Raw genomic sequence first — 23,150 nt, 5'->3', positions numbered from 1 at the left:
AACGAACTATTCTCTAAAAGATATATCTAAATTTTTTGATTCTTCTTTTATATTTTTACTCGTGTCTTCATTTTGTTCAAATCCTCCACCAAATGCTTTGATTACATCTACTATGGAATTGGCATAAGAATATTTAATATTATTAAAAGCAACCGCAGCATTAAGCCAATTTTGACGTGCCTCTAAATAATCTTGCAAAGACATTTCTCCTATATCATAGCGTTCTTTAGCAATTTCATAGATTCTTTTGTAAGATTGTTCGCTTGCTTGTGCATTATCGTATTGTAAGCGTATAGTTTTTCTAGCTACTAAAGCATAGCGAATTTCTCCAAAAGCAGTAATCAAAGTATTTTGATAATTTACAAAAGCTTCATCTTTATTAAGCTTGGCTAAATTTACATTTTGGTAAATTTCACCCCAATGAAAAATAGGCAGAGTAAAGTTTCCACCTATATTCCAAGTCTTAGAACCTCCTTTAACCAAGGTATCTAAATCCCCGCTTTCAAATCCCAATAATCCTGTTAAAGAAAGGCTAGGTAAGAAAGCCGTGCGAGCTACTCCAACAAGATAATTTTGCTGAGTTAATTTTTCTAAAGAAGAGCCAATATCTGGACGTTGAAGCAAGATGGTACTTGAAATTCCAGTTGGAATGTCAAATTCTTTAAGATTAAAAACTTGATAGCTTTGATTTTTGTAAAGTATGTCATTTAAATCATTTGAAGTTAAAATTTTTAAAGCTTTAAGGTAATTTTCTTTATTTAACTTTGCTTCATTATATTGCAAAGCCATACTTTCTAAGTTGGCTCTTGCTTGGGCAAGTTCATATTCACCTACAGCACCAACTTGAAATTTTTCATCATTAATCCTATAAATTTCTTTTGCAGATTCATAGGCTTTTTTAAGAGCATTTTCATTTTCATAAGCATTTACAAGATTAAAATAAGTTTGAACTGTATTTGAAATAACAGAAAGTCTTGCAGCTTCATAATCATACTCACTTGCTTTAAAGCCTGATTTTGAGGCGCGATATGTATCGCGATATTTTCCCCAAATATCGATTTCATAGCTTAAATTAAGTCCCATTTTAAAATCATTACCGTAACTTACTTCCCCAGTTCGATTGCTTGGAGCATTTATAGCTGTTTTTGCACGACTTCCGCTTGCGCTACCATCAAATTTTGGCAACAAACTGCTAAAATCTATACCTAATTGAGCAGCAGCTTGTTCCATGTGTATGAAAGCAAGTTTTAAATCATTATTATTTTTAAGTGCTAAATCAACCACTTTATTTAAATTTTCATCATCAAAGTCTTTCCACCAATTTTTTGTGATAGAGCTATTGTTTTCTTTTTCCCAGGATAAGGCTCCAAGCTTATTATCAATGCTATAGTTTGCTTCGGGAATATTTAAATTTGGACTTAAAGAGCAAGCTGAAATCAAAAGAGTAAAACTTGCTATAGCGCTAATTGAAATTATTTTATTCATGAATCTTACCTCTTTTTTTATCTAGCCATTCATTAAAATTTTCTAAAAGATAGAAAAATAAAGGCACAAAGAATATCGCTAAAGTTGATGCTGCGATCATTCCACCAATAAGCCCTGTTCCTAAAGAGTGTCTTGAAGCACTTCCTGCTCCTGTTGCGAAAATCATTGGCAAGACTCCAAAAGTAAATGCCAAAGAAGTCATTATAATAGGACGAAAACGAAGTTTTGCTGCTGCAACAGCTGCTTCAAAAACTCCTTTACCTTTTTTAAAGCGCTCTTCCATTGCAAATTCTACGATTAAGATAGCATTTTTAGCTGAAAGTCCAATCAAGAGCAAAAGTCCTGTTTGAAAATATATATCATTGCTAAATCCTCTTAAATATACCAATAAAAATGATCCAAATACCGCAAAAGGCACAGCTGTTACAACTGCTAAAGGTATAAGCCATCTTTCATATTGGGCAGCTAGGATTAAAAAGACAAATACCATGCCTAAAGCAAAAGCATAGCTTGCTGTTCCTTTACTAGAAACTTCTTGATAAGCTGATCCACTCCAAGCTATCGAATAATCATCTCCTAAAGTTTCTTTTGCTACTTGAGCAATCGCTTCTATAGCTTGGCCTGAAGTATAACCTGGTGCGGGTTGACCTTGAACTTGTGCTGCTGGGAAAAGGTTGAATCGTTTTACATCATCAGGCCCTGAACTTCTTTGTAAAGTTAAGAAAGAATCAAGTGGTATCATTTTTCCATCATTTGATCTTACAAAAATATTTTTTAACGCATCTTGTGTATTTCTAAAATCACCTTTTGCACGGATATTTACTTGGAAATTTTTACCTAGCATAGAAAAATCATTAACATAATAAGTGCCTATAGTTGCATTCATCGTGTTAAAAACATCTTGCATGTTAAGATTGTAGTGTTTTAATTTATCTCTATCAATTATAAGCTTGTATTGAGGGAAAGTTGTATCAAGGGTTGTTCTTACTCTTGATAGCTCTTTTCTTTGGTTGGCCACAGCAACAAGTTTATTTACATCTTTTTGTATTTCATCATAGCTTTTTCCGCTTTTGTTTTGAACATACATTTCAAAACCGCCTGTGATACTTAATCCAGGTATAGGAGGTAAGCCTATAAATACACTTGAAGCATTGCGATCAAAAGCAAATTTTTTATTAAGTTCGGCTATAATTTGATCAGCGCTTACATTTCTATCTTTCCAATCTTGCAAACCTATAAACATTGCAGCGGCATTTTCTTTGAGTGAACTTGTAAAAAGATCAAATCCTATCATAGCCATTGCATCTTTAACTCCATTAGTTTTTAAAACTTCTTGGCTTATGTGATCAACCTCTGAAATTGTTCTATGGAGTGCTGAAGCTGAAGGAAGATTAATAATGCTAATCATCAAACCTTGATCTTCTTCAGGAACTAAAGAATTTGGTACTGCTTTATAGAGATAAAAAATTGCTCCAAGCATAATACAAAAAATTAAAACAAAACGAATGGTTCTTTTTAGGATATATGCTACTCCTGCGCTAAATACAGAGGTACTCCAATCAAAAAAATCATTAAATTTCTTTACAAATTTAAATGGCTCTCCTTCATTGCGTCGCAAAAAGAGTGCACATAAAGAAGGTGTTAAGGTAAGAGCAACAAAACCTGATATGGTTACAGATATAGCTAAGGTAAGAGCAAATTGTCTTTGAATTTCTCCAACAAAACCTGATATAAAAGAAACTGGTACAAAAACAGCACAAAGCACAAGAACAATTGAAATAACCGGAGAGCTAACTTCTTGCATCGCTTGGATAGCAGCATCTTTTACGCTTATTTGCTCATTTTCATGTAAAATCCTATCAATATTTTCTACAACTATAATCGCATCATCTACAACGATCCCTATGGCTAAAATTAAAGCAAAAAGCGTAAGCAAGTTAATACTAAAACCTAAAACATAAAGTCCAGCAAAAGTTCCTAACAATGAAACAGGTACAGCTATCATAGGAATAAGTGTTGCACGGAAATTCTTTAAGAACATATACATAACAATGATAACTAAAATTAGAGCTTCAACAAAAGTTTTAACAACTTCTTTGATTGATTCTATTACAAATTTTGTTGTATCGTAAGGAATTTTATATGTTAAACCTTTTGGAAAATTTTTTGAAAGTTCTTGCATTTTAGCTTGAACAAGTTCTGCTGTATGCAATGCGTTTGCCCCTGATTGAAGATTGATCATAATTGGAACTGCATCATTGCCATTTAATCGTCCTTGTGAGCTGTATTGTTGTGATCCTATTTCCACATCAGCTACATCTTTAAGTCTTAAAAATGATCCATCATTATTTGTTCTTAAAATAATGTTTTCAAATTCACTAGGATTTTGTAGTCTTCCTTGCATAGTGATTGAATAAACATAAGGGGATTTTTGGGTTACAGGTTCTTCGCCAATTTTACCAGTTGCGTATTGGGCATTTTGGTCATTAACCGCAGAAATTACATCAGTAGCTGTGATTCCAAATTTATTTAATAAATCAGGCTTGAGCCAAATTCTTAAAGAATAATTACGATTTCCTATAGCGTTTGCATCTCCAACTCCTGGAACCCTTTTTAACTCATCTAAAACATTTAAAGTGATATAGTTATATACATCTACTGCACTCATTGAGCCATCACTTGAATACATAGAAATTGCAGCAAGTGTTGTTGAGGAAGTTTTTCTAACTGTTACTCCAAGTTTTTTAACTGCATCTGGCATTTTTGCAGTTGCGGCTGAAATTCTATTATTAACATCTATGGTGGCTTGATCAGGATCTGTACCGATATCAAAATAAACAGTCAAACTCATAGTTCCTGAAGAACTTGAAGTTGAATCCATGTAAATCATATTATCTGCGCCATTGATTGCATCTTCGATAGGACTTGCAACTGTTGAAGCAATGGTTTGTGCATCAGCTCCTGTGTAAGTTGCACTTACTTTAACTGTAGGAGGGGTTAAAGAAGGATATTGTTCTATAGGTAAATTTGTAAGACCTATAGCTCCAGCTAAAGAAATGATAATTGCAACAACTGAAGCAAAAACAGGTCTTTCGATAAAAAATTTAGAAAACATTATTGTGCTCCAATTTCTTTAACTTCGCTACCAACTTGAATTTTTTTAAAGTTATCTAAAATGATTTTATCGCCATTTTGTAATCCTTTGTCAATAATGGCATATTCATTGTTTTGGTAGCTTATATGTACAGAAGATTTTTCTACTTTTCCATTTTTCACAAGAAGAACATAAACATCATTTTGATTTTGTTTAACAGCTATTTGAGGCACTTTAAAGCCATTTTTTTGTATAAAACCTTCTGAAGTAATTGTTGCAAAAGCACCTGGTAAAAGTGTTGAGTTGTTGTTGTCAAATATAGCTTTGGCTTTTACTGTTCCACTATTAGCATCTATAACAGAATCAATAAAATAAAGTTTGCCTTGAACGGTTTCTCCATTAAGATTTAAATTTGCATGAATGCTGTCTAAATCCCATTTTCCACTTTGAGTATTGCGGACTAAATTTAGTTTATCTGTATCTGAAATAAAGAAATCTGCGTAAATAGGATTTAAATTTGTAACTCTAACTAGTTCAGTTGTTGAAGCACTTACATAATCTCCTATATTAACTAAAGCATCTCCTATAGTACCATCAAAAGGAGCTTTTATTTCGGTATGATCTAGATCAATTCTTGCATTTGCAAGCTGTGCTCTAGCACTTGCTAGGCTAGCTTTTGAATTGTTAAATGTAGCAAGAGAAGAGTCGTATTCCTTTTGAGAGATTGCACTTTTACTAAAAAGAGCTTTAGAACGATTAAAATCCTTGCTTGCATTTTCGAAAGTTGCCTTAGCCATCAAAGCTTGTCCGTAAGCCGAATCAACACTAGCTTTAAATTTATCTTGTTCTATAATAAATAATGTTTGTCCTTTTTTTACTTTATCTCCAGCTTTAAAAAGTTTATTTTCTATTACGCCACTAACTTGAGGTTTTATAATGACATCATAATCACTGACAAGTTTAGCAGGGTAAGTAAAACTAAGTGGTAAATCTTCAGATTTAGCACTCATGGTTGTTACAGGCTGAGGCGGCATTTGTATTTTTGGTGCTTCTTCTTTGCTGCAAGCAGTGAGTAAAAGCACAACACCTAAAGCTAAAATAGTATTTTTTTGAAATAATTTCATGGTTTTGCCTTGAAAAATTAAATTAAAAATTGTAATTTTTATTACAAAAATTTTTGGCTAATTATATCTTAATTTTGGTTAATAAAATTATTTTTTAAGCTTTGGAGCTATTGATTCCATTTAGAAAAACATTTACAACAAATTCAACATGTTCTTTTTGTTCTTTTTTATTTTTCAAAGGAGCGTTAATTAAAACATTAAGATGATGATAAGGTTCTTTTAACATAGTGCAAAAAAGAACAGCAAGTTTTTCTGCATTTTTTTTCATATAAGAATTATTTTGTTGTTTGAAAAAACCCATAAGTATGTTATAGGAAAAATTTTGTTGATTATTTTCTATCCAATTGGCAAGATGTCTATCTTTGTCATAAACTTGAGAATAGATAATTTTACCAAAAGCTACAGCTTCTGGTTGATTGAAAATTTCTATAAAAGCTAAACCAAAAGAAGTTAAAATTTCTTTTAAAGTGCCATTTTCAATTTCTTGTGTTTTGGAATAAATAAGATGAAAGTGTTTTTTACATATGTCATCTAAAATTTCAAAGAATAGCCCTTCTTTACTTTTAAAACCATCATAAATATTAGAATAAGATCCTCCAGATAATTTAATAATATCACTCAAACTTGTTTCTTGGTATCCTTTTGTTAAAAAAAGCTCTAAGGCCACTGCTTTGATTTTTTCTTGTCTGGCTAAAACTTTTTGTGATGGTGTTCTATTTGAGTTCATTTTTATCCTTTATAAGAGTGCTTTTAGGGTATACAAATATACTTTTTCTAAAAACCGAAATTTTTTCATTATCCTTTGCGTAAGCTTTTATATGTAAAGGAAAGATTACGTCTTTTTTATCATTATTTGCTAAATTTTTTGTAGCCCTGATAACAACTATTTTTTTGACTTGTTCTCCTGCTTTTAATTTAAAAGGTTTGTTTGGTCTTATGATTTCAATTCCATCATTTATTCCTTCTAAATTTGCTGTAAAATAATATTCATGAGGTTTAGAATCTGTATTTTGAAACAAAAAGGTATAAGCATTTGAAATGACTAATTCACCTTTAACATTTGAAATATTATATAATTCACTACTACGATTGATATTTAAAAGCATGCTTTCTTTTTTGCTTCCCATGATGATTAAAGCCAGTAAAGCAATTAAAAGAACTATAAAATATGCTATCGTTCTAAATCTTAAATAATGAACTTTAGAACGCGTTTCAATAGCTTTTGCACTTGTCCAATTGATCAAACTTGGACGATTAAATTTGCTTTGCACCTTAGAGCAAGCATCGGCGCATTCAAGACAATTGATACATTCAAGTTGCATTCCTTTGCGTATGTCAATATGAGTTGGACAGATGCTAACACAGGCTTCGCAACCTATGCATTCTCCCTCAGGTGGTTTTTTATGAAGTTTGGTATGTCCATCATAGATCAAGCCCCCGCGTTTTTCATCGTAAATCACTTGCATTGTATCATGATCAAACATTACAGATTGTATTCTTGCATAAGGACAGACATAAACACAAAACTTTTCTTGTAAATAGGTAATATCTAAAGTAAAAAGTAAGCTAGCACAAAATAAAATTCCAAGTAAAAGTAGATGCTCGCCAGGGTTTTGAATATAATTGAAAAAATCTTCAGGAGGAATAAAGTACCAAAGTAAATTACTAACAGCAACTAAAGATATAAAATAAAAAATTATTACTCCAAGAAATTTTTTAAAATATTGTCTCTCATATTCTTTTTGTTTGTTATTGATATTTTTGCGAATTTTAAGAAATTTAGTTTGTATGATATCTCTATATATAACTCTAAAAATCGTTTGTGGACAACTCCAAGCACACCAAATTCTTCCACCTAAAGTTGTAATAAAAAAAATAAATAAAAAAAGAAATATAAGAACAAAAGGCATGAGATAAAATTCTTGTGTTGAGAAAGAAAGAAAAAATAGGTTTAATTTAGAGTGATCAAAACTTAAAAGAAAAAAATGGTTTTCATTAATTTTTATGAAAGGTAGGGCAAATATGATAATACTTGCAATTAAATATACAAAATATCGTTTTTTTGTATAGTTTGTAATGTGTCCTTGCATTTTTAGACCTTAATTATAATTTTTAGCACTTTATAATTAAGGATTATAACCGATAAAAACTAAAACAATTTTTAAATGCTTTCTAAGTTAGAATTAATAAGAAGTGTTTTATAATTATATTTCACAACAAAAATTTACACAGAAAGGTGGTGAGGACTGTGCCAGGAATCAAGGTGCATCCTAACGAGTCTTTTGATGAAGCGTATCGTAAATTCAAAAAACAAGTAGATAGAAATCTAGTTGTGACTGAAGTAAGAGCAAGAAGATTTTTTGAGCCTATGACTGAAATTCGCAAAAAACAAAAAATTTCAGCACGCAAAAAAATGCTTAAAAGACTTTATATGCTTAGACGCTACGAGTCAAGACTCTAACCCAAAAGCCCGAAAGGGCTTTTTTTATATCTACAAACTTCATTTGGTATTAAATTAAAAAGTATTTATTATTTTTTGTTAAAATTTCTAATTTAAATTTTCTGTTTTTAGGATAAACTTATGAAAAAAATCAAAAAAATCATTCAAATTGGTATGATAGGTGGTTTAGCAGCTGTTGCTGGAGGTGCTTTAGCAGGTTGCGGAAGTAATAATGACAATGCAGATACTTTAAATCAAGCAGCTAATGCTCAAGGAGCTTTTGTAATTATCGAAGAAACAGCTCCAGGGCAGTATAAAATCAAAGATCAATATCCAAGTAATGAAACAAGGGTAGTTTTAAAAGATCTTGATGGCACAGAAAGAATTTTATCTAAAGAAGAAATGGATGCTTTGATTAAAGAAGAAGCAGCTAAAATTGATAATGGAACTTCAAATTTAACTAAAGACAATGGACAAATTAGCAGTGGAGGATTGAGTTTAGGAGAAACTTTACTCGCAAGTGCTGCAGGTGCTATTTTAGGAAGTTGGATAGGTTCAAAACTTTTCAATAATCAAAATTTTGCTAACCAACAACGCGGTGCTTTTTCAAATCAAAGTGCTTATCAAAGGAGTGTTAATAGTTTTAATAAAGCAGGCACAACAAGCTCTGCTTCAAGTGCTAAAAAATCAGGTTTTTTTAGTGGAGGCTCTAAAGCTGCAAGTTCTAGTTCCTCTTTTGGCTCTTAAGGATAAATAATGCAATTACTACAAGTGGATAAACTTCAAAAAGATTATTTAGAGAATATAGGTTTTTCTTGGCATACAGATGAAGATGGAAGTGATTATATTAGTGATAAGTTAGTTTGTGTTAAAGAAAGTGAAGCTAATGCTTATTATGAAGCGGTGAATGAGCTTTATGATATGTTTATTGCTGCAGCGCAAGAAGTGATTGATAATAATCGTTTTGATGAGCTTGGAATTCCTTTTAATCTTATTGATGCGATTAAGATGAGTTGGGAAAATGAAGTGCATTGGCATTTATATGGGCGTTTTGATTTAGCGGGTGGGCTTGATGGCAAGCCTATAAAACTTATAGAATTTAATGCTGATACCCCTACTGCTCTTTTTGAAAGTGCGATTTTACAATGGGCGCTTTTAAAACAAAATGGAATGGATGAAAGTGCACAATTTAACAGTATTTATGAAAGTTTGATGGATAATTTTAAAAGACTTATTACTCTTGATGAAAGTGTTGAAGGGTTTGAAGAGCATTATCAAGGATGGAAAATTCTTTTTTCAAGTGTTGCAGGAAGTAAAGAAGAGGAAATCACTACAAAATTGCTTGCACATATTGCAAATGAAGCAGGTTTTCAAACTAATTTTTCCTTTGTAGATGAGGTAGAATTTAGCGAAGAAGGAATTTTTAAAGAGGGTGAAAATTATGAGTATTGGTTTAAGCTTATTCCTTGGGAAGATATAGCTATAGAAGAGGGTGAACTTGCTATGCTTTTAACTCAGATCATGCGTAATCAAAGAGCGATTATTTTAAATCCTGCTTATACGCTTTTATTTCAATCTAAGGGAATTTTAAAAATTTTATGGGAGCTTTATCCAAATCATCCATTACTTTTAGAAACAAAAGATACTCCTTTAGAGGGTAAAAACTATGTTAAAAAACCTGTTTTTGGTAGAGAAGGCGCAAATATAAGTATAATTAAAGATGGAAAAACTTTGCATGAAAATGTAGGCCCTTATGGGAATAATAAGGCTATTTATCAAGAGTATGTAGAGTTAAATTCGTATGAAAATGAATATTATCAAGCAGGTGTTTTCTTTGCCTATGAAGGGTGTGGTTTAGGATTTAGAAAAGGCGGTCTTGTGCTTGATAATTATTCTAAATTTGTCGGACATATTATAAAGGATTGAAAAATGAAAATTGTTTGTTTAGATGCGGCAACTTTAGGGGATTATGATTTAAGTGTTTTTGAAAAATTTGGTTCTTTGCAAATTTATACTACAACAAATAAAGAGCAAACCATAGAGCGTTTAAAAGATGCTAATGTCGCCATGACAAACAAGGTTGTAATCGATAAAGATGTGATTGATGCTTGTAAAAATTTAAAACTCATTTTAGAAACTGCTACAGGGGTTAATAATATCGATATTGAGTATGCTAAAGAAAAAGGTATTATTGTAAAAAATGCTGCTGGGTATTCTACCATGAGTGTTGTACAACATACTTTTGCGTTTATGTTTACTTTTTTAAATCAAGTGCTTTATTATGACAAATGGAGTAAAGAGGGTAAATGGTGTGAAAGTCCTATTTTTACAGATTATAGTAGAGTTTTAAATACCTTAAGTGGTAAAAAACATGGTATTATAGGCTTAGGAACTATAGGTAAAGAAGTGGCAAAAATTTCAAAGGCTTTTGGAGCTGAAATTTATTATTATTCTACGAGTGGAGCTAATAAAAACGCAGATTTTATACATTTGGAATTAAAAGATTTATTAAAAACTTGTGATATTATAAGTATCCACGCACCTTTAAATGAAAAAACTAAAAATTTACTCACCTCTGAAGAATTAAAGCTTTTAAAAGATAATGCGATTTTGATTAATGTAGGAAGAGGTGGGATTATCAATGAAAATGATTTAGCTAAAATCATAGATGAAAAAAATATTCGTGTAGGGCTTGATGTTTTAGAAATTGAACCTATGATGAAAAATCATCCACTTTTAAGCATTAAAAATAAAGAAAATCTTATTATCACTCCTCATGTTGCGTGGGCGAGCAAGGAGGCTTTAAATGCTTTAATGGATATAGTTTATAATAATTTAAAAGAATGGATAGAAAATGGCAAGTGAACATAGTTTTGATATTTCAGCAGCTTTAGATAAACAAGAGTTAAAAAATGCTTTTGAACAAGCTAAAAAAGAACTTGATAGTCGTTATGACTTAAAAGGAATTAAGTGTGAGATTGATTTAAGCGAAAAAGAGAGTATTTTTAAACTCAGTTCTTCTAGTGAAGGAAAACTTGATGTTTTAAAAGATATAGTGATTTCTAAACTTATCAAAAGAGGAATTAATCCTAATGCTATTAAAGAGCTTTCTCGTGAAAGTGGAGCAATGTTTCGTTTAAATTTGAAAGCAAACGATGCTATTGATAGTGAAAATGCTAAAAAAATCAATAAAGTTATTAAAGATAGCAAGCTTAAAGTTAATTCTTCGATTCGTGGTGAAGAAATTCGTGTTACAGCAAAACAAATCGATGATTTACAAGCTGTGATGAAGCTTGTAAAAGAGCTTGATTTAGAGTTAAATATTAGTTTTAAAAATCTCAAATAAGGTCAAATTTGAAACATTGTTTAGCTCTATGTTTTGTTTTTTTTCTTTGTGCTTGTAGTGTGAAAAATCAAAATTTTTCAAGTCAAAGCTTGATGGTTTTGATTGCTTCTCCTATGATAAAAATCAATGATACAGCTTTTTTAAAAAAAGAAAATAATGCTTTAAATTTAGAAGTTTATAAACTAGGGCAAGCTTTTTTTGAACTCAAAATCAAAGATAAAATTTGCATCAATGCAGTGTGTTATGATAAACAAGTGTTTAATCAAAAATTTTTTAAAAATGTATATTATGATGATATTTTAAGTGATATTTTAAAGGCAAATCCTTTATGGCAGGGTAAAAATTTAGAAAAAACTGATTGTGGTTTTGAACAAAATTTAAAAGCAAAAAATTATGAAATTTTTTATCAAGTTTGTGATAATAAAGTAAGTTTTTTTGATAAAATTTCACATACTAAAATTATCTTAACGCATATTCAAAATTGAAGGATAGAGTTTGAAATTTTTTTTACTGGTATTTTGCTTTGTAAATCTAGCTTTAGCGAAAGTTTATAAAGGTGAATTGCATTTTTATCATTTACAGGATAAAGAAATTTTTGCCATAGTTTATGATAATGCACCTATGACTCCACTTTTTGACAGGGATAAAGATCAAACAAGTTCTAGTTTTTTAATTGTTGATGATATAAATGGAAATTTAGAGATTCCACTCGTTAAGATAAATGATTTTTGGCAAGATGAGTGTAAAAAATATAAAATCAATTCTTCTAAAATGCTTACATATGATAATAAAAATTTTCAAGGAGAAAATTTAGGAACAACTACTTTAGAACTTGTCGAAACGCAAGATGGCATTCGTATAAAGCGTAGTCTTGATTTTATAGGTTTTAATGATGATTTTAAAGAATTTCATCCTGTTCATAAGGGTGTATTTAGTTTTGAACAAATTCGCCAAAAACCTATTTTTTTACAAGATGGAAAAATTAGTTTTGAAGAATGGTATTATTTTTATGAAGATGGTATGAGTCGTGCTATTTTAGAGTTGAATAATTTTGTTTATGATATTAATGCTCACGCGTTTGTAAAACTAAATGATTTATATAATACTGAAAATCAAAAATTTCAAAATCTTTTACATGAGAAGCTTAAAAATACATGTGATGAGTGTTTTGAAGATCTGCAAAATTTACAATTTAATAATAATTTTTTGCTTAATAATGGAAAACTAAAAATTTGTTATCTACCTTTTGAAGGTCATTTTTTAGATGAAAATATTTGCGTAGAATTTAATGAAGATGAGCTTAAGGAATTTAAAAAATAATGGAAAAATTAAAAAATTTTTTAAGTTTGAAAAATATAGAAGATACTCAAATTTATAAAGAGCTTAAGTGTGCTAAAAATGAGGCTTTGATTCTTAGGGAGCTTTGTAGAAATTATGTCGTTTCTATTTCTTCTATCAATGCCTTTACTTTATTATCGACAATTTTTGGAAATGATAAGTATCTTTATCTTGATGCTTTGGAGGATTTAAAAAAACTTATTGAAAGAGGTTTTGTAAATCAAAATTCGAGTTTTTTTAAAAGTTTAGAAAATAATAAAACTCAAACATTAACTCTTGCCTTATTGCAAAGCGAGCTTAGTCTAAGTGAATATTTTTTAGAATTTTTAGAAGCAAAACCTCGTTTAAACTTTGAGAAACAAGAGGCTTATGCAGATTATTTAGAATATTTAAAAGATGAATTTGCGCGTATTCAATTATATGAAAGATTAAGTTTTATACAAAAAAGTGCTTATAATAGTGAAGTAAAAAACCAAATTAAACTTTATGAAAGACATATCAAAGAAAGACTAAAAAAAAGTAAATTTTATAATGTATTGGCTGATATTTTTAAAGAATATAATCTTGAACATAAAGAACAAATTATTTTTCTAGCACTTTTAAAAGAGGAATATGCCTTAAGTAATGAAAGTTCGATTTCTAGAGAAATGAATTCTTTACTTTCTTTAATCAGTGAAAATGATTTAGAAAGACATAAAAACAAAAAATTATTACAAGAAAATGCTCCTCTTTTAAACTTAATCGAGTATGATGAATATTTAAATGCTTTTGGAGATATTTCTAAAAGTTTTTTTATTATTGATGAAATTTTACAAAGAATTATAAATTTTGAACCAAAACAAAGTAAAAAAATCAAAATTGAAAGTGTTTTAAAAGATCAAGATATTTTCGAGCTTATAGAACCAAGCGCTGACATCAATGATATTATTATGCCTGAAAATACAAAAGAGCTTTTAGAAAATATTTTAAAACAACAAGATAAAAAAGTCCTAGAAAGACTTCATTCTTGGGGTATAAAGAGTAATAAAAATATAGAAGCTAAAATTATTTTTTATGGTCCTGCTGGTACTGGAAAAACTATGTCAGCTTTAGCTATGGCTAAATCAATGAAAAAACCTGTTCTTAGTTTTGACTGTTCTAAAATTTTGAGCAAATGGGTTGGAGAGAGTGAGCAAAATGTAAGAAAAATTTTTGATACTTATAAAAATATCGTGCAAACTTGCAAACAAAGTCCTATTTTACTTCTCAATGAAGCTGATCAGTTTTTAAGTACGCGTGTAGATGGAAGTAGTGGTAGTGATAAAATGCATAATCAAATGCAAAATATATTCTTAGAGCAAATTGAGCGTTTTAGTGGTGTGATTATCGCTACGACAAATTTTTTAGAAAGCTTAGATAGTGCATTTTCAAGAAGATTTGATTATAAGATAGAATTTAAAAAACCTGATTTTAAAGATAGGCTTAAAATTTGGGAAAAATTTCTACCTAAAAAAGCATTATTTGAAAAAGATTTTAATATAAATATTTTATCAAATTATGAATTAAGCGGAGCACAAATTTTAATGGTGGTGAAGAATACAGCTTTGAAAGTAGCTGTATCACAAGATGGGGTTTTTAAAATGCAAGATTTTATAGAAAGTATACAAAAAGAATTAAATTCAAGTTTTGATAAAAGTAAGATTGTTGGATTTTAACTTTTTAATGTTTTTGTATAGCGAACTATAAAATAAAACAAAGCTATAATTAAAGCACTCCATTCCCAAAACATAGGAATTTTTGGGGTTAAAAAATAATGATAACTTGCCAAAATTAAGCATAAATATCCCAGTTTTCTGATTTTACTAAGTTTTTTAAAGATTTTAAAAGAACTTAAAAGCATTAAAAATATGATTAAAAATGCGATAAATCCACTTGCTTCTAATAAACGATGTGAAATATCATCAAAAAGCCTTAAAATTTGAGCATTTCTATCAAAAATAAAATAATTTAAAAAGTGCAAAATCGCCCAAAAAGCTGCAAAAATACCTAAAATTTTAGGATAATTTTTTGTTTTTTTAAATTTAAGTAAAGAAAATAAAAGACTTAAATTTAAAAAGATTAAAGCAAATATTCCAGTGTAAATATAGGCTTCTTTTATAAAATCAAAGGCTTTTATGATATGATAAAAGCCATAGATTAAACTTATGATAAAGCTAAAATAAGCAAGAAATTTAAAGTATTTTGTCTGCATTAAAAATTCACTTTCAAGTCCATGTTTTTATATAAACTTGCCACTTCTTTTTCATAACCATTAAACATTAAAGTAGGCTTGGTAAAGAAGTCTCCTAAAGCCCTTTCGTTAGCTTGAGACCATCTAGGATGAGAAACATTAGGATTGACATTGGCATAAAAACCATATTCACTTGGAGCGTAACTTTCCCAAGTGGATTTAGGCTGTTCTTTAGTAAATTCTATTTTAACTATAGATTTAATACTTTTAAAGCCATATTTCCAAGGAACAACAAGACGTATTGGAGCGCCATTTTGAGGCTTTAAGGCTTTTTTATACATTCCTACTGCAAGCAAGGTAAGAGGATGCATAGCTTCATCCATGCGAAGTCCTTCTACATAAGGATAGTCTATAGTTGGAAATAAAGCGTCTTGATCGGGAAATTGACTCTTATCTAAAAGAGTGGTGAATTTAACAAATTTTGCCTCGCTTGTAGGTTTTGCCATTTCAATCAAACGACGCAATTCAAAGCCTACCCAAGGTACCACCATAGACCAAGTTTCAACACAGCGAAAACGATAAATTCTTTCTTCTAGTGGAAATTTTAAAATATCTTGCATGCTTAAAGTTAAAGGTTTTTCTATTTCTCCACTGATATTGATTTTCCAATTTTGAGTATTGAAATTTTGTGCCAATGATACAGCCTTTCTTTTATCTGTTGAAAATTCATAAAAATTGACATAATTTGTAGCCAGTTCTTCATCGCTGATTTCAAGTTTGTTTGGATTAGTATCGCTTGTGAAATTTAAAGCAGATAGTTTAGAAGCAAGCATGCTTGAACTTATTAAAGCACCCGCTCCAAGTTTTAAAAAATTTCTCCTTTGTTTATAAAGTTTTTCAGGGGTTATAAGCATAATTTTTCCTTATTAAAAATTTTTATTATTAAACTATAACAATGTTAATACAGGATTAATTTTGTGTGATTTTTTCAAGTTCTATATTGTAGAATATTTCTTCGCAAAATTCTTTATAATGATTAAGTAGTTTAATTTTTGAAGTTTCTTGCATTAGAATTTTAAATTCTAATTTTTTTAATTTTCTAAGTTCATCCTTGAGCTCTTTATCTTTTGAAAACAATAAAAAATATTCTTTAAAGATGAGCTCATAAATTTCAAAAGTTCCATCGACAAGATAATTAATCGCTTTATCAAGGTGCCGATTAGAGTCTTTAAAATTTAAAGGATTTAAAACCATGAAACAAAGATGAATCATGGCGAAGTGAAAATATTTAAGATGTTTTTCAGGTAAGGTGAACAAATCGCTTTTTTGAAAATTTTGAAGATTGTTAAAGTCAGAATTCAAGAAATGATAGCCAAAACAGTCATTGATATTTGAAATCAAATTTTTAATTTTTTGTTCTTCATCAAGTTTTTTTCTAAAGGCTACAAAATAAGCGAGAGCCTTGTAAAATATTTGAAAAAATTCAATATGTTTATTTTCTCTTAGACAAATAAGACTTAAATCTTTTGGAGAAGTGGAGTGCTCTTGCATATAATTATAAACTTTCAGGGAAATTTTATTTCTTACCTCAAGCAAGTAGCTCAAGTCTTTTTGTTTTAAAATTTGATAATAAAAAAATATAAAATCTTTAATTAAACCTTTATGATCTTTTTCAAATAATGAAATTTGAAAATCCACGCTAAGAAACTGATTGTAAAGATTAAAGTAATCGCATTCTAATTGTTGATAATTCAATATTTTATCCCACACTTAGCATAAAATTCTTTTAAAGCATGTTCTTTATCAGGCTGAGTTTTAATCCATTCTTCAAAGTGATTACACATATCCCATTCTTTTTGCTGAATTGCTTCATAATTTTGCTCTATATCGTTTTCGCTTATATTTTTTCTGTGTATTTTGTTTAAAATTTTTTCACATACAGCCCTAGGATTTTCATTTTTATATATAGGCCTTCCCACAACGATATAATCACTCAAATTTTCTCTAGCCATTGCAAGATTAGCAACACGTTTTTGATCATCACTTGTTTCTCCAAAAGGACGAATTCCAGGAGTAAGGGTTAAGAAATTTGAACTTGTGTGCTCTTTAATTTTTTTGCTTTCAAAAACAGAGCATACCATACCATCAAGTCCATTTTCATAGGATATTTTTGAAAAATTAATTACAGCTTCTTCAATTTTTTGTCTATAAATACTAAAGAAATTTTCTTCATCAAAACTCGTAAGAGCAGAAACTGCTAAAACTAAAGGTCTTTTTGAAAATTTGCTAAGCCGTGTCATAACTTCTTGTATGGCTATTTTTCCAGCACTTGCGTGGATATTGATCATATCAACACCAAGTTTTGATACTTCTTCGCAAGCATCTGCCATAGTGTTGGGAATATCATGAATTTTAAGATCAAGAAATATTTTAAAATCATCAACTTTTTTAAGTTCTTCTATGAATTTAAAACCATCTCTTAAATATGCTCTTAAACCTACTTTTAACCATATGTCTAAATTTTTTAATTCTTTGGCAAGTTGTAAGCATTCTTCTTTTGTAGAAAGATCAAGTGCGACACAAAGCTTCATTTTTTAGCCTTTATTAAGGCATCTAAAACTCCATTTATAAATTTTGGAGAATTGTCATTAGCAAGTTCTTTAGCAAGTTCTATAGCCTCATTGATGACAATGGCGCTAGGAGTATCGGTAAAAAGTAACTCATAAGCTCCAAGTCTTAGTATAGCTCTTTCTACATGTCCTAAAGCTGTAATTTGATTATCATTTAGAAATGAATTTAAGGTTTCATCAATATTGTTTAAATTATCTAAAATTCCATTATATAAATTTAAAGTAAAATTTTTTTGTTCATTGCGTATTTTTTTTTCATCTAAAATTTCATCTACAAAAACGTTGTTTTGAGAATTTAATTCAAAAGCATAAAGTAAGGAGATGACGCTTTGGCGAACTTGATGACGCGTTGCCATTAAAGCTCCTTGCTTAAATTTAACATCTCGATTACAGTTGTCATAGCTTCAAAGCCTTTATTGCCTGCCTTGCTTCCAGCTCTTTCTATGGCTTGTTCTATTGTGTCTGTAGTTAAAACACCAAAGCTTACAGGGATATTATGATTTAAACTCACATTGGCTATGCCTTTGGTGGTTTCTGCTGAAACATAGTCAAAATGCGGAGTTGAGCCACGAATTACTGCACCTACGCAACAAATTGCATCAAATTTTTTGCTTTCTATAGCTTTTTTTAACGCATACGGAAGTTCAAAAGCACCAGGAACAAGTATAAGGCTTAGATTTTCCTCTTTGCCTCCGTGTCTTAAAAAAGCATCTTTTGCTCCTTCTACAAGGCGATCTGTGATGATATGATTAAATCTTGCATTAATGATAGCAATTTTTGTATTTGAGTCTAAATTTAATTTTCCTTCAATAATATTCATTTGTTTTCCTTTATGATATTTTGTATTTCTAGTAATGTATTAACGCAATTTTTAAGGCGTGTAAGATTAAGCATATTGGGTCCATCGCATAAAGCCTCGCAAGGATTAATATGTGTTTCAAAGAAAAAGCCATCTATCCCTACGGCTGCTGCCGCTCTTGCTAAAGGTTCTACAAATTCGCTTTTCCCTCCGCTACTTCCACCTGCAGCCCCTGGCATTTGTACGCTATGGGTAGCATCAAAAATAACTGGAGCAAATTCACGCATGATAACTAAAGAACGCATATCTACTACTAAATTTCCATAGCCAAAGCTAGCTCCTCTTTCAGCTACAAAAACACCATTTTTTTGAGCAGCTTCATAGCCTTCATCTTCTATACCACGGGTTTGTAGAACTTTTTTAACGCTGTATTTGATATCGCTTGGGTTTAAAAATTGTCCTTTTTTGATATTAACTTTTGCCTTAGTTTTTGCTGCAGCTACAAGTAAATCGGTTTGACGACATAAAAAAGCAGGAATTTGCAAGACATCAGCTACTTCACTTACAGGGTTTGCTTGATTGCTTTCGTGTATATCGGTTAAGATTTTCATACCAAATTCATCTTTTACGCTTTGTAAAATTTTTAATCCTTCTTCAAGACCAGGACCTCGAAAAGAATTAATACTTGTGCGATTGGCCTTATCAAAACTTGATTTGAAATAAAATTCTATATTTGGATTTTCATTAAAATTTTTTAACTGTTCAGCAACTTTAAAAATCAAATCTTTGCTTTCTATCACGCAAGGACCAGCAATGAGTATCATTTTTTTCATTTTTTTCCTTTGTTCTTAACTAAAATTAATCCACCAAAAATAATGCCTATTATACCTAAAAAAACCATAGTACTTGGTAAATTATCTCCTAAAATTATCCCAACTATCATACTAAATACTACATCAAGATAACTAACTCCGGCAACCACTCCTGCTTGTTTAGCGATACCATAAGCTTTGGTGACATGAATTTGATAAATGGTACCTAAAGTTCCCATAATGGCAATGATAAGCCAAGCTGTAAGACTTGGCATCACAAAAGGCGCTAGAATGAAATCTAAATGTAAAGAATCAAGATGCTGTGGTTCAAAAAATTCAGCACTGATCATAGAAATTAAAGGCATTAAGGTTCCTAAAAGGATAAAAGAAAAGGCAATTTGTTCTGTAGTGTAGGATTTTCTAAGTTCTCTTACACTTGTAAGAGCTAAAGCGGCTAAAAATCCACTCGTGATACCTATAACTGAATTTTTTAAATCAAAGCCTGAATGATTTAAATTATGAGCCCAAGGCTGAGCGATTAAAAGCACTCCACCAAATGCTATTAAAATTCCTATCCAGCCTTTGATGCCAATATTTTCTTTAAAAACAACAAAAGCTATTAAAGTAATAAAAATAGGAGCAGTTTTTTGAAAAGCAAAAGCTCCGCCTAGTGTAATATTTGAAACATTATAGAAAAACATATATAGTGAAAGCGTGCCTACTACTCCACGAAATACCAAGAGCCAAAAATGTCCCCCTTCTTTATGCGCCTTAGATCGTTTTAAAAGATAGACTATGAAAAAAATTCCTATGATATTTCTAAAAAACATAATTTCTATAGAACTCATTTCCTTGCTAAGAATTTTTGCACAAGCTCCCATAAGTGCAAAATCCAAACATGCTAAAATCATGAAATAAATTCCTAAATTATGCTTGATTACTTTTAGCATTTTTTTCCTTGACTAAAATCTGGGTTAATTCTAGTCTTTTTTGCTTAATATTAAGCCAAATTTTATATAATTTTAAAAATATAATTTTCTAGGAAAAAAATGCAAAGCATCATACTTATAGGCAAGCCAAATGTTGGTAAATCAAGTCTTTTTAATAGAATGGCAAGACAAAGAATAGCTATTACAAGCGATATTTCGGGTACAACTAGAGATACAAATAAAACAGAAATTCATATTAATTCAAAAAAAGCCATGCTTATTGATAGTGGAGGGCTTGATGAAAGTGATGAACTTTTTAAAAATGTGAAAAAAAACACTTTAAAAGTAGCCAAAGAAAGCGATATCATACTTTATCTAGTTGATGGAAAATTAGCGCCTGATGATGAGGATAGACAGTTTTTTTATTCTTTAAAAAAACTTGGAAAACCTATAGCCTTAGTGATTAATAAAGTAGATAATAAAAAAGATGAAGAAAGGGCTTGGGAGTTTGCAAATTTTGGCGTAAAGGAAATTTTTAATCTTTCAGTAACCCATAATGTAGGCTTAGATGAACTTTATGAATGGCTTGAAAAATTCTTATATGAAGAGTTTTTAATCCCTGATGAAGAAGAAAATTTAGAAGATTTTTTAGAGCATTATGAAGAAGGAAAAGAATTTCAATTTAAAGAAGTCGATCAAAATCATATAAGAGTGGGTATTGTAGGGCGTGTAAATGTTGGAAAATCAAGTCTTTTAAACGCTTTGGTTAAGCAAGAACGCAGTGTTGTAAGTTCTATCGCAGGAACTACTATAGATCCTGTTAATGAAAGTATAGTTTATAAAGATAAAGTGATAGAATTTGTTGATACTGCAGGTATTAGAAAAAGGGGTAAAATTCAAGGACTCGAACGCTTTGCTCTAAATCGCACGGAAAAAATTTTATCTCATTCTCAAATAGCACTTTTGGTTTTAGATGCGCATGAGGGCTTTAACGAGCTTGATGAACGCATTGCTGGGCTTGTGGCTAAGCATTATTTGGGTGTGATTATTGTTTTAAATAAATGGGATAAAAGTGAGATGGATTTTGATAAGACTGTAAAAGAATTGCGTCTTGATCGTTTTAAATTTCTAGCTTACACACCCGTGATTAGTGTATCAGCTTTAAGTGGAAAAAGGGTGCATGTTTTACTCGATAAAATTTTGCAAATTTTTGAGAATTTCACTCAAAAAATCCAAACTTCTAAGCTTAATACTTTGATAGAAAATGCCACAAGAGCACATCCTTTGCCGCATGATTATGGGAAGTTGGTTAAAATTTATTATGCAGTACAATATGATTTAGCACCGCCAAAAATTGCACTTATTATGAATCGTCCTAAGGCCTTGCATTTTAGCTATAAGCGTTATTTGCAAAATCAAATCAGAAAAGAATTTAATTTCGAAGGTGTGCCTTTAGTGATTGCTTCGCGTAAAAAGGGCAGTAAAGAAAATGATGAAAGTTAAAAATATCGTTTTTATAGGATTTATGGGTTCTGGAAAAAGCACTTTGGCAAGAGCTTTAGCTAAGGATTTAGATCTTGTTTTTTTAGATAGTGATTTTTTAATAGAACAAAAATTTAATCAAAAAGTTAGTGAAATTTTTGAACAAAAAGGGGAGAATTTTTTTAGAGAACAAGAGCAAAAAATGTCTGATTTTTTTAGTTCTTGTGAGAAAGCTTGTATTGCTACGGGTGGAGGGTTTGTTAATGTTTCAAATTTAGAAAAAGTAGGTTTTTGTATTTATTTAAAAGCAGATTTTGAATATTTAAAAAAGCGTTTAGATGAAAATGAAATTTCTAAAAGACCTTTGTTTTATGATGAAATTAAAGCAAAAAAATTATATAATGAGCGTTTAAGCAAGTATGAACAAAAGGCAAATTTTGTTTTAAATATAGAAAATAAAAATATAGACAAACTTTTAAGCGAGATTAAAAAGGTGATAAAATGAGAGTATTAACAGGCCTTCAGCCAAGTGGCGATTTGCATATAGGTAATTATTTTGGTGCGATTAAGCAAATGGTAGATGCACAAGAAAAAAGCCAAATGTTTATGTTTATTGCTAATTATCATGCCATGACTTCTTCTCAAGATGGAGAAAAACTTAAACAAAATTCCTTAAAAGCTGCTGCGGCTTTTTTAAGCCTTGGTATAGATCCGCAAAAGAGCGTTTTTTGGTTGCAAAGTGATGTTAAGGAAGTTATGGAGCTTTATTGGATTTTATCGCAATTTACTCCTATGGGTTTATTAGAGCGTGCGCATAGTTACAAGGATAAAGTTGCTAAGGGGCTTAGTGCTTCACATGGGCTTTTTTCTTATCCTGTTTTAATGGCAGCTGATATTTTACTTTTTGATACACAAATTGTCCCTGTAGGAAAAGATCAAATCCAGCATGTTGAAATCGCACGCGATATTGCTTTAAAAGTTAATAATGAATGGGGTGAAATTTTTACCCTTCCAGAGGCTAAAGTTAATGAAGAAGTAGCTGTAGTTGTAGGCACTGATGGGGCAAAAATGAGTAAATCTTATCAAAATACTATAGATATTTTTAGCAGTGAAAAAATCTTAAAAAAACAAATTTCTTCCATAGTTACAGATAGTACCGCTTTAGAAGATCCAAAAGATCATGAAAACTGCAATATTTTTAAAATCGCAAAGCTTTTTTTAGATGAATCAGGGCAAAAAGAATTACAAATACGCTATGAAAAAGGTGGTGAGGGTTATGGACATTTTAAAATGTATTTAAACGAGCTCGTAAATGCTTATTTTAAAGAAGCAAGAGAAAAATATAATGAGCTTTTAGAAAAGCCTTCGCATTTGAAAGAAATTTTGGATTTTGGTGCGACAAAAGCAAGAAAAATCGCCCAAGAAAAAATGCAAAAAATTTATGAAAAAATCGGACTTTAAG

Annotated in this window: 24 protein-coding genes; 11 read left to right on the top strand and 13 right to left on the bottom strand. The window is 30.3% G+C overall.

The genetic code is table 11. The features are described 5' to 3' along the window. Nucleotides 1-6: 6 nt before the first annotated feature. The 5 genes from cmeC to ccoG all read right to left on the bottom strand — a co-directional run bounded on the left by cmeC (nt 7) and on the right by ccoG (nt 7,793). Nucleotides 7-1,485: a multidrug efflux transporter outer membrane subunit CmeC gene (gene cmeC, locus BGS40_RS04670; RefSeq protein WP_087692102.1), complete on the bottom strand. Its 1,479-nt coding sequence runs from the start codon at nt 1,483-1,485 to the stop codon at nt 7-9. Next, complete coding sequence (gene cmeB / locus BGS40_RS04665) at nt 1,478-4,600, bottom strand: multidrug efflux RND transporter permease subunit CmeB (protein WP_096738446.1); 3,123 nt, start codon at nt 4,598-4,600, stop codon at nt 1,478-1,480. Before cmeB ends, cmeC begins: the two co-directional genes overlap by 8 nt. Next, entirely contained in the window at nt 4,600-5,703 is a 1,104-nt protein-coding gene (gene cmeA / locus BGS40_RS04660; RefSeq protein WP_002859458.1) for a multidrug efflux RND transporter periplasmic adaptor subunit CmeA, read from the bottom strand. Before cmeA ends, cmeB begins: the two co-directional genes overlap by 1 nt. A 94-nt stretch (nt 5,704-5,797) precedes the next feature. Continuing rightward, a complete protein-coding gene (gene cmeR / locus BGS40_RS04655; protein ID WP_002843095.1) occupies nt 5,798-6,430 on the bottom strand; it encodes a multidrug efflux system transcriptional regulator CmeR in 633 nt (210 codons plus the stop codon). Continuing rightward, complete coding sequence (gene ccoG / locus BGS40_RS04650; RefSeq protein ID WP_096738445.1) at nt 6,417-7,793, bottom strand: cytochrome c oxidase accessory protein CcoG; 1,377 nt, start codon at nt 7,791-7,793, stop codon at nt 6,417-6,419. The genes cmeR and ccoG overlap by 14 nt, the downstream gene beginning before the upstream one ends. A 158-nt stretch (nt 7,794-7,951) precedes the next feature. Between ccoG and rpsU the strand changes: the two genes are divergently transcribed. From rpsU to BGS40_RS04605, 8 genes are all read left to right on the top strand, one after another. Beyond that, nucleotides 7,952-8,164: a 30S ribosomal protein S21 gene (rpsU, locus tag BGS40_RS04645; protein ID WP_002780697.1), complete on the top strand. Its 213-nt coding sequence runs from the start codon at nt 7,952-7,954 to the stop codon at nt 8,162-8,164. 120 nt (nt 8,165-8,284) lie between these two features. After that, nucleotides 8,285-8,890, top strand: coding sequence for a UPF0323 family lipoprotein (locus BGS40_RS04635; RefSeq protein WP_096738444.1), 606 nt, complete (start codon nt 8,285-8,287; stop codon nt 8,888-8,890). Between the two features lie 9 nt (nt 8,891-8,899). Beyond that, entirely contained in the window at nt 8,900-10,069 is a 1,170-nt protein-coding gene (locus tag BGS40_RS04630) for a glutathionylspermidine synthase family protein (RefSeq protein WP_096738443.1), read from the top strand. Between the two features lie 3 nt (nt 10,070-10,072). Then, complete coding sequence (locus BGS40_RS04625; protein ID WP_096738442.1) at nt 10,073-11,008, top strand: D-2-hydroxyacid dehydrogenase; 936 nt, start codon at nt 10,073-10,075, stop codon at nt 11,006-11,008. Next, nucleotides 10,998-11,489 carry a YajQ family cyclic di-GMP-binding protein gene (locus BGS40_RS04620; RefSeq protein ID WP_052782148.1) on the top strand — a complete coding sequence of 164 codons (492 nt, stop codon included), beginning with the start codon at nt 10,998-11,000 and terminating at the stop codon, nt 11,487-11,489. Before BGS40_RS04625 ends, BGS40_RS04620 begins: the two co-directional genes overlap by 11 nt. Before the next feature lie 8 nt (nt 11,490-11,497). After that, on the top strand, nt 11,498-11,974 hold the full coding sequence (locus tag BGS40_RS04615) for a lipoprotein (protein WP_002858715.1): 477 nt from the start codon (nt 11,498-11,500) through the stop codon (nt 11,972-11,974). Between the two features lie 10 nt (nt 11,975-11,984). Further along, nucleotides 11,985-12,809: a hypothetical protein gene (locus BGS40_RS04610; protein WP_038813475.1), complete on the top strand. Its 825-nt coding sequence runs from the start codon at nt 11,985-11,987 to the stop codon at nt 12,807-12,809. Further along, nucleotides 12,809-14,521: an AAA family ATPase gene (locus BGS40_RS04605; RefSeq protein ID WP_096738441.1), complete on the top strand. Its 1,713-nt coding sequence runs from the start codon at nt 12,809-12,811 to the stop codon at nt 14,519-14,521. The genes BGS40_RS04610 and BGS40_RS04605 overlap by 1 nt, the downstream gene beginning before the upstream one ends. On the opposite strand, the gene BGS40_RS04600 is transcribed toward BGS40_RS04605, so the two are convergent. From BGS40_RS04600 to BGS40_RS04565, 8 genes are read right to left on the bottom strand one after another with little or no spacing between them, the layout of a single operon-like run. Further along, nucleotides 14,518-15,057 (bottom strand): sulfite oxidase heme-binding subunit YedZ, encoded by a 540-nt coding sequence (locus tag BGS40_RS04600; protein WP_057031683.1) that lies wholly within the window; start codon nt 15,055-15,057, stop codon nt 14,518-14,520. The genes BGS40_RS04605 and BGS40_RS04600 overlap by 4 nt on opposite strands. Next, the gene (gene msrP / locus BGS40_RS04595; RefSeq protein ID WP_096738440.1) at nt 15,057-15,950 is read right to left on the bottom strand and encodes a protein-methionine-sulfoxide reductase catalytic subunit MsrP; all 894 of its coding nucleotides are present in this window, start codon (nt 15,948-15,950) and stop codon (nt 15,057-15,059) included. Before msrP ends, BGS40_RS04600 begins: the two co-directional genes overlap by 1 nt. Before the next feature lie 55 nt (nt 15,951-16,005). Beyond that, complete coding sequence (locus BGS40_RS04590; RefSeq protein WP_052836243.1) at nt 16,006-16,791, bottom strand: hypothetical protein; 786 nt, start codon at nt 16,789-16,791, stop codon at nt 16,006-16,008. Beyond that, nucleotides 16,788-17,627 carry an orotidine-5'-phosphate decarboxylase gene (pyrF, locus tag BGS40_RS04585; RefSeq protein ID WP_002854427.1) on the bottom strand — a complete coding sequence of 280 codons (840 nt, stop codon included), beginning with the start codon at nt 17,625-17,627 and terminating at the stop codon, nt 16,788-16,790. Before pyrF ends, BGS40_RS04590 begins: the two co-directional genes overlap by 4 nt. Beyond that, on the bottom strand, nt 17,624-18,022 hold the full coding sequence (gene nusB, locus BGS40_RS04580) for a transcription antitermination factor NusB (protein ID WP_002824771.1): 399 nt from the start codon (nt 18,020-18,022) through the stop codon (nt 17,624-17,626). Before nusB ends, pyrF begins: the two co-directional genes overlap by 4 nt. Further along, complete coding sequence (gene ribH / locus BGS40_RS04575; protein ID WP_002854278.1) at nt 18,022-18,486, bottom strand: 6,7-dimethyl-8-ribityllumazine synthase; 465 nt, start codon at nt 18,484-18,486, stop codon at nt 18,022-18,024. Before ribH ends, nusB begins: the two co-directional genes overlap by 1 nt. After that, nucleotides 18,483-19,298: a 3-deoxy-8-phosphooctulonate synthase gene (kdsA, locus tag BGS40_RS04570; RefSeq protein WP_002854449.1), complete on the bottom strand. Its 816-nt coding sequence runs from the start codon at nt 19,296-19,298 to the stop codon at nt 18,483-18,485. The genes ribH and kdsA overlap by 4 nt, the downstream gene beginning before the upstream one ends. Beyond that, nucleotides 19,295-20,227 (bottom strand): DMT family transporter, encoded by a 933-nt coding sequence (locus BGS40_RS04565; RefSeq protein ID WP_002877515.1) that lies wholly within the window; start codon nt 20,225-20,227, stop codon nt 19,295-19,297. Before BGS40_RS04565 ends, kdsA begins: the two co-directional genes overlap by 4 nt. Before the next feature lie 99 nt (nt 20,228-20,326). Between BGS40_RS04565 and der the strand changes: the two genes are divergently transcribed. The 3 genes from der to trpS are packed head-to-tail and all read left to right on the top strand — an operon-like array spanning nt 20,327 to nt 23,149. Then, entirely contained in the window at nt 20,327-21,709 is a 1,383-nt protein-coding gene (gene der, locus BGS40_RS04560; protein WP_052946683.1) for a ribosome biogenesis GTPase Der, read from the top strand. Then, nucleotides 21,696-22,193: a shikimate kinase gene (locus BGS40_RS04555; protein ID WP_079460074.1), complete on the top strand. Its 498-nt coding sequence runs from the start codon at nt 21,696-21,698 to the stop codon at nt 22,191-22,193. The genes der and BGS40_RS04555 overlap by 14 nt, the downstream gene beginning before the upstream one ends. After that, on the top strand, nt 22,190-23,149 hold the full coding sequence (gene trpS / locus BGS40_RS04550; RefSeq protein ID WP_052782157.1) for a tryptophan--tRNA ligase: 960 nt from the start codon (nt 22,190-22,192) through the stop codon (nt 23,147-23,149). The genes BGS40_RS04555 and trpS overlap by 4 nt, the downstream gene beginning before the upstream one ends. Nucleotide 23,150: the final 1 nt, after the last annotated feature.

It is taken from the genome of Campylobacter sp. 107, from assembly GCF_002383835.1.
Taxonomy (GTDB): domain Bacteria; phylum Campylobacterota; class Campylobacteria; order Campylobacterales; family Campylobacteraceae; genus Campylobacter_D; species Campylobacter_D jejuni.
Note: the sequence above shows the minus strand (reverse complement) of the source record. Positions and strands in the feature narration are given on the sequence as shown.

What these genes read in the sequence shown, in the direction of transcription:
- BGS40_RS04620 (WP_052782148.1), top strand. Translation starts at nt 10,998, where the DNA reads ATGGCAAGTGAACATAGTTTTGATATTTCAGCAGCTTTAGATAAACAA.
- ccoG (WP_096738445.1), bottom strand. Translation starts at nt 7,793, where the DNA reads ATGCAAGGACACATTACAAACTATACAAAAAAACGATATTTTGTATAT.
- pyrF (WP_002854427.1), bottom strand. Translation starts at nt 17,627, where the DNA reads ATGAAGCTTTGTGTCGCACTTGATCTTTCTACAAAAGAAGAATGCTTA.
- cmeC (WP_087692102.1), bottom strand. Translation starts at nt 1,485, where the DNA reads ATGAATAAAATAATTTCAATTAGCGCTATAGCAAGTTTTACTCTTTTG.
- nusB (WP_002824771.1), bottom strand. Translation starts at nt 18,022, where the DNA reads ATGGCAACGCGTCATCAAGTTCGCCAAAGCGTCATCTCCTTACTTTAT.
- BGS40_RS04555 (WP_079460074.1), top strand. Translation starts at nt 21,696, where the DNA reads ATGATGAAAGTTAAAAATATCGTTTTTATAGGATTTATGGGTTCTGGA.
- kdsA (WP_002854449.1), bottom strand. Translation starts at nt 19,298, where the DNA reads ATGAAAAAAATGATACTCATTGCTGGTCCTTGCGTGATAGAAAGCAAA.
- BGS40_RS04600 (WP_057031683.1), bottom strand. Translation starts at nt 15,057, where the DNA reads ATGCAGACAAAATACTTTAAATTTCTTGCTTATTTTAGCTTTATCATA.
- der (WP_052946683.1), top strand. Translation starts at nt 20,327, where the DNA reads ATGCAAAGCATCATACTTATAGGCAAGCCAAATGTTGGTAAATCAAGT.
- cmeB (WP_096738446.1), bottom strand. Translation starts at nt 4,600, where the DNA reads ATGTTTTCTAAATTTTTTATCGAAAGACCTGTTTTTGCTTCAGTTGTT.
- ribH (WP_002854278.1), bottom strand. Translation starts at nt 18,486, where the DNA reads ATGAATATTATTGAAGGAAAATTAAATTTAGACTCAAATACAAAAATT.
- cmeR (WP_002843095.1), bottom strand. Translation starts at nt 6,430, where the DNA reads ATGAACTCAAATAGAACACCATCACAAAAAGTTTTAGCCAGACAAGAA.
- BGS40_RS04635 (WP_096738444.1), top strand. Translation starts at nt 8,285, where the DNA reads ATGAAAAAAATCAAAAAAATCATTCAAATTGGTATGATAGGTGGTTTA.
- BGS40_RS04630 (WP_096738443.1), top strand. Translation starts at nt 8,900, where the DNA reads ATGCAATTACTACAAGTGGATAAACTTCAAAAAGATTATTTAGAGAAT.
- BGS40_RS04605 (WP_096738441.1), top strand. Translation starts at nt 12,809, where the DNA reads ATGGAAAAATTAAAAAATTTTTTAAGTTTGAAAAATATAGAAGATACT.
- msrP (WP_096738440.1), bottom strand. Translation starts at nt 15,950, where the DNA reads ATGCTTATAACCCCTGAAAAACTTTATAAACAAAGGAGAAATTTTTTA.
- cmeA (WP_002859458.1), bottom strand. Translation starts at nt 5,703, where the DNA reads ATGAAATTATTTCAAAAAAATACTATTTTAGCTTTAGGTGTTGTGCTT.
- BGS40_RS04565 (WP_002877515.1), bottom strand. Translation starts at nt 20,227, where the DNA reads ATGCTAAAAGTAATCAAGCATAATTTAGGAATTTATTTCATGATTTTA.
- BGS40_RS04625 (WP_096738442.1), top strand. Translation starts at nt 10,073, where the DNA reads ATGAAAATTGTTTGTTTAGATGCGGCAACTTTAGGGGATTATGATTTA.
- trpS (WP_052782157.1), top strand. Translation starts at nt 22,190, where the DNA reads ATGAGAGTATTAACAGGCCTTCAGCCAAGTGGCGATTTGCATATAGGT.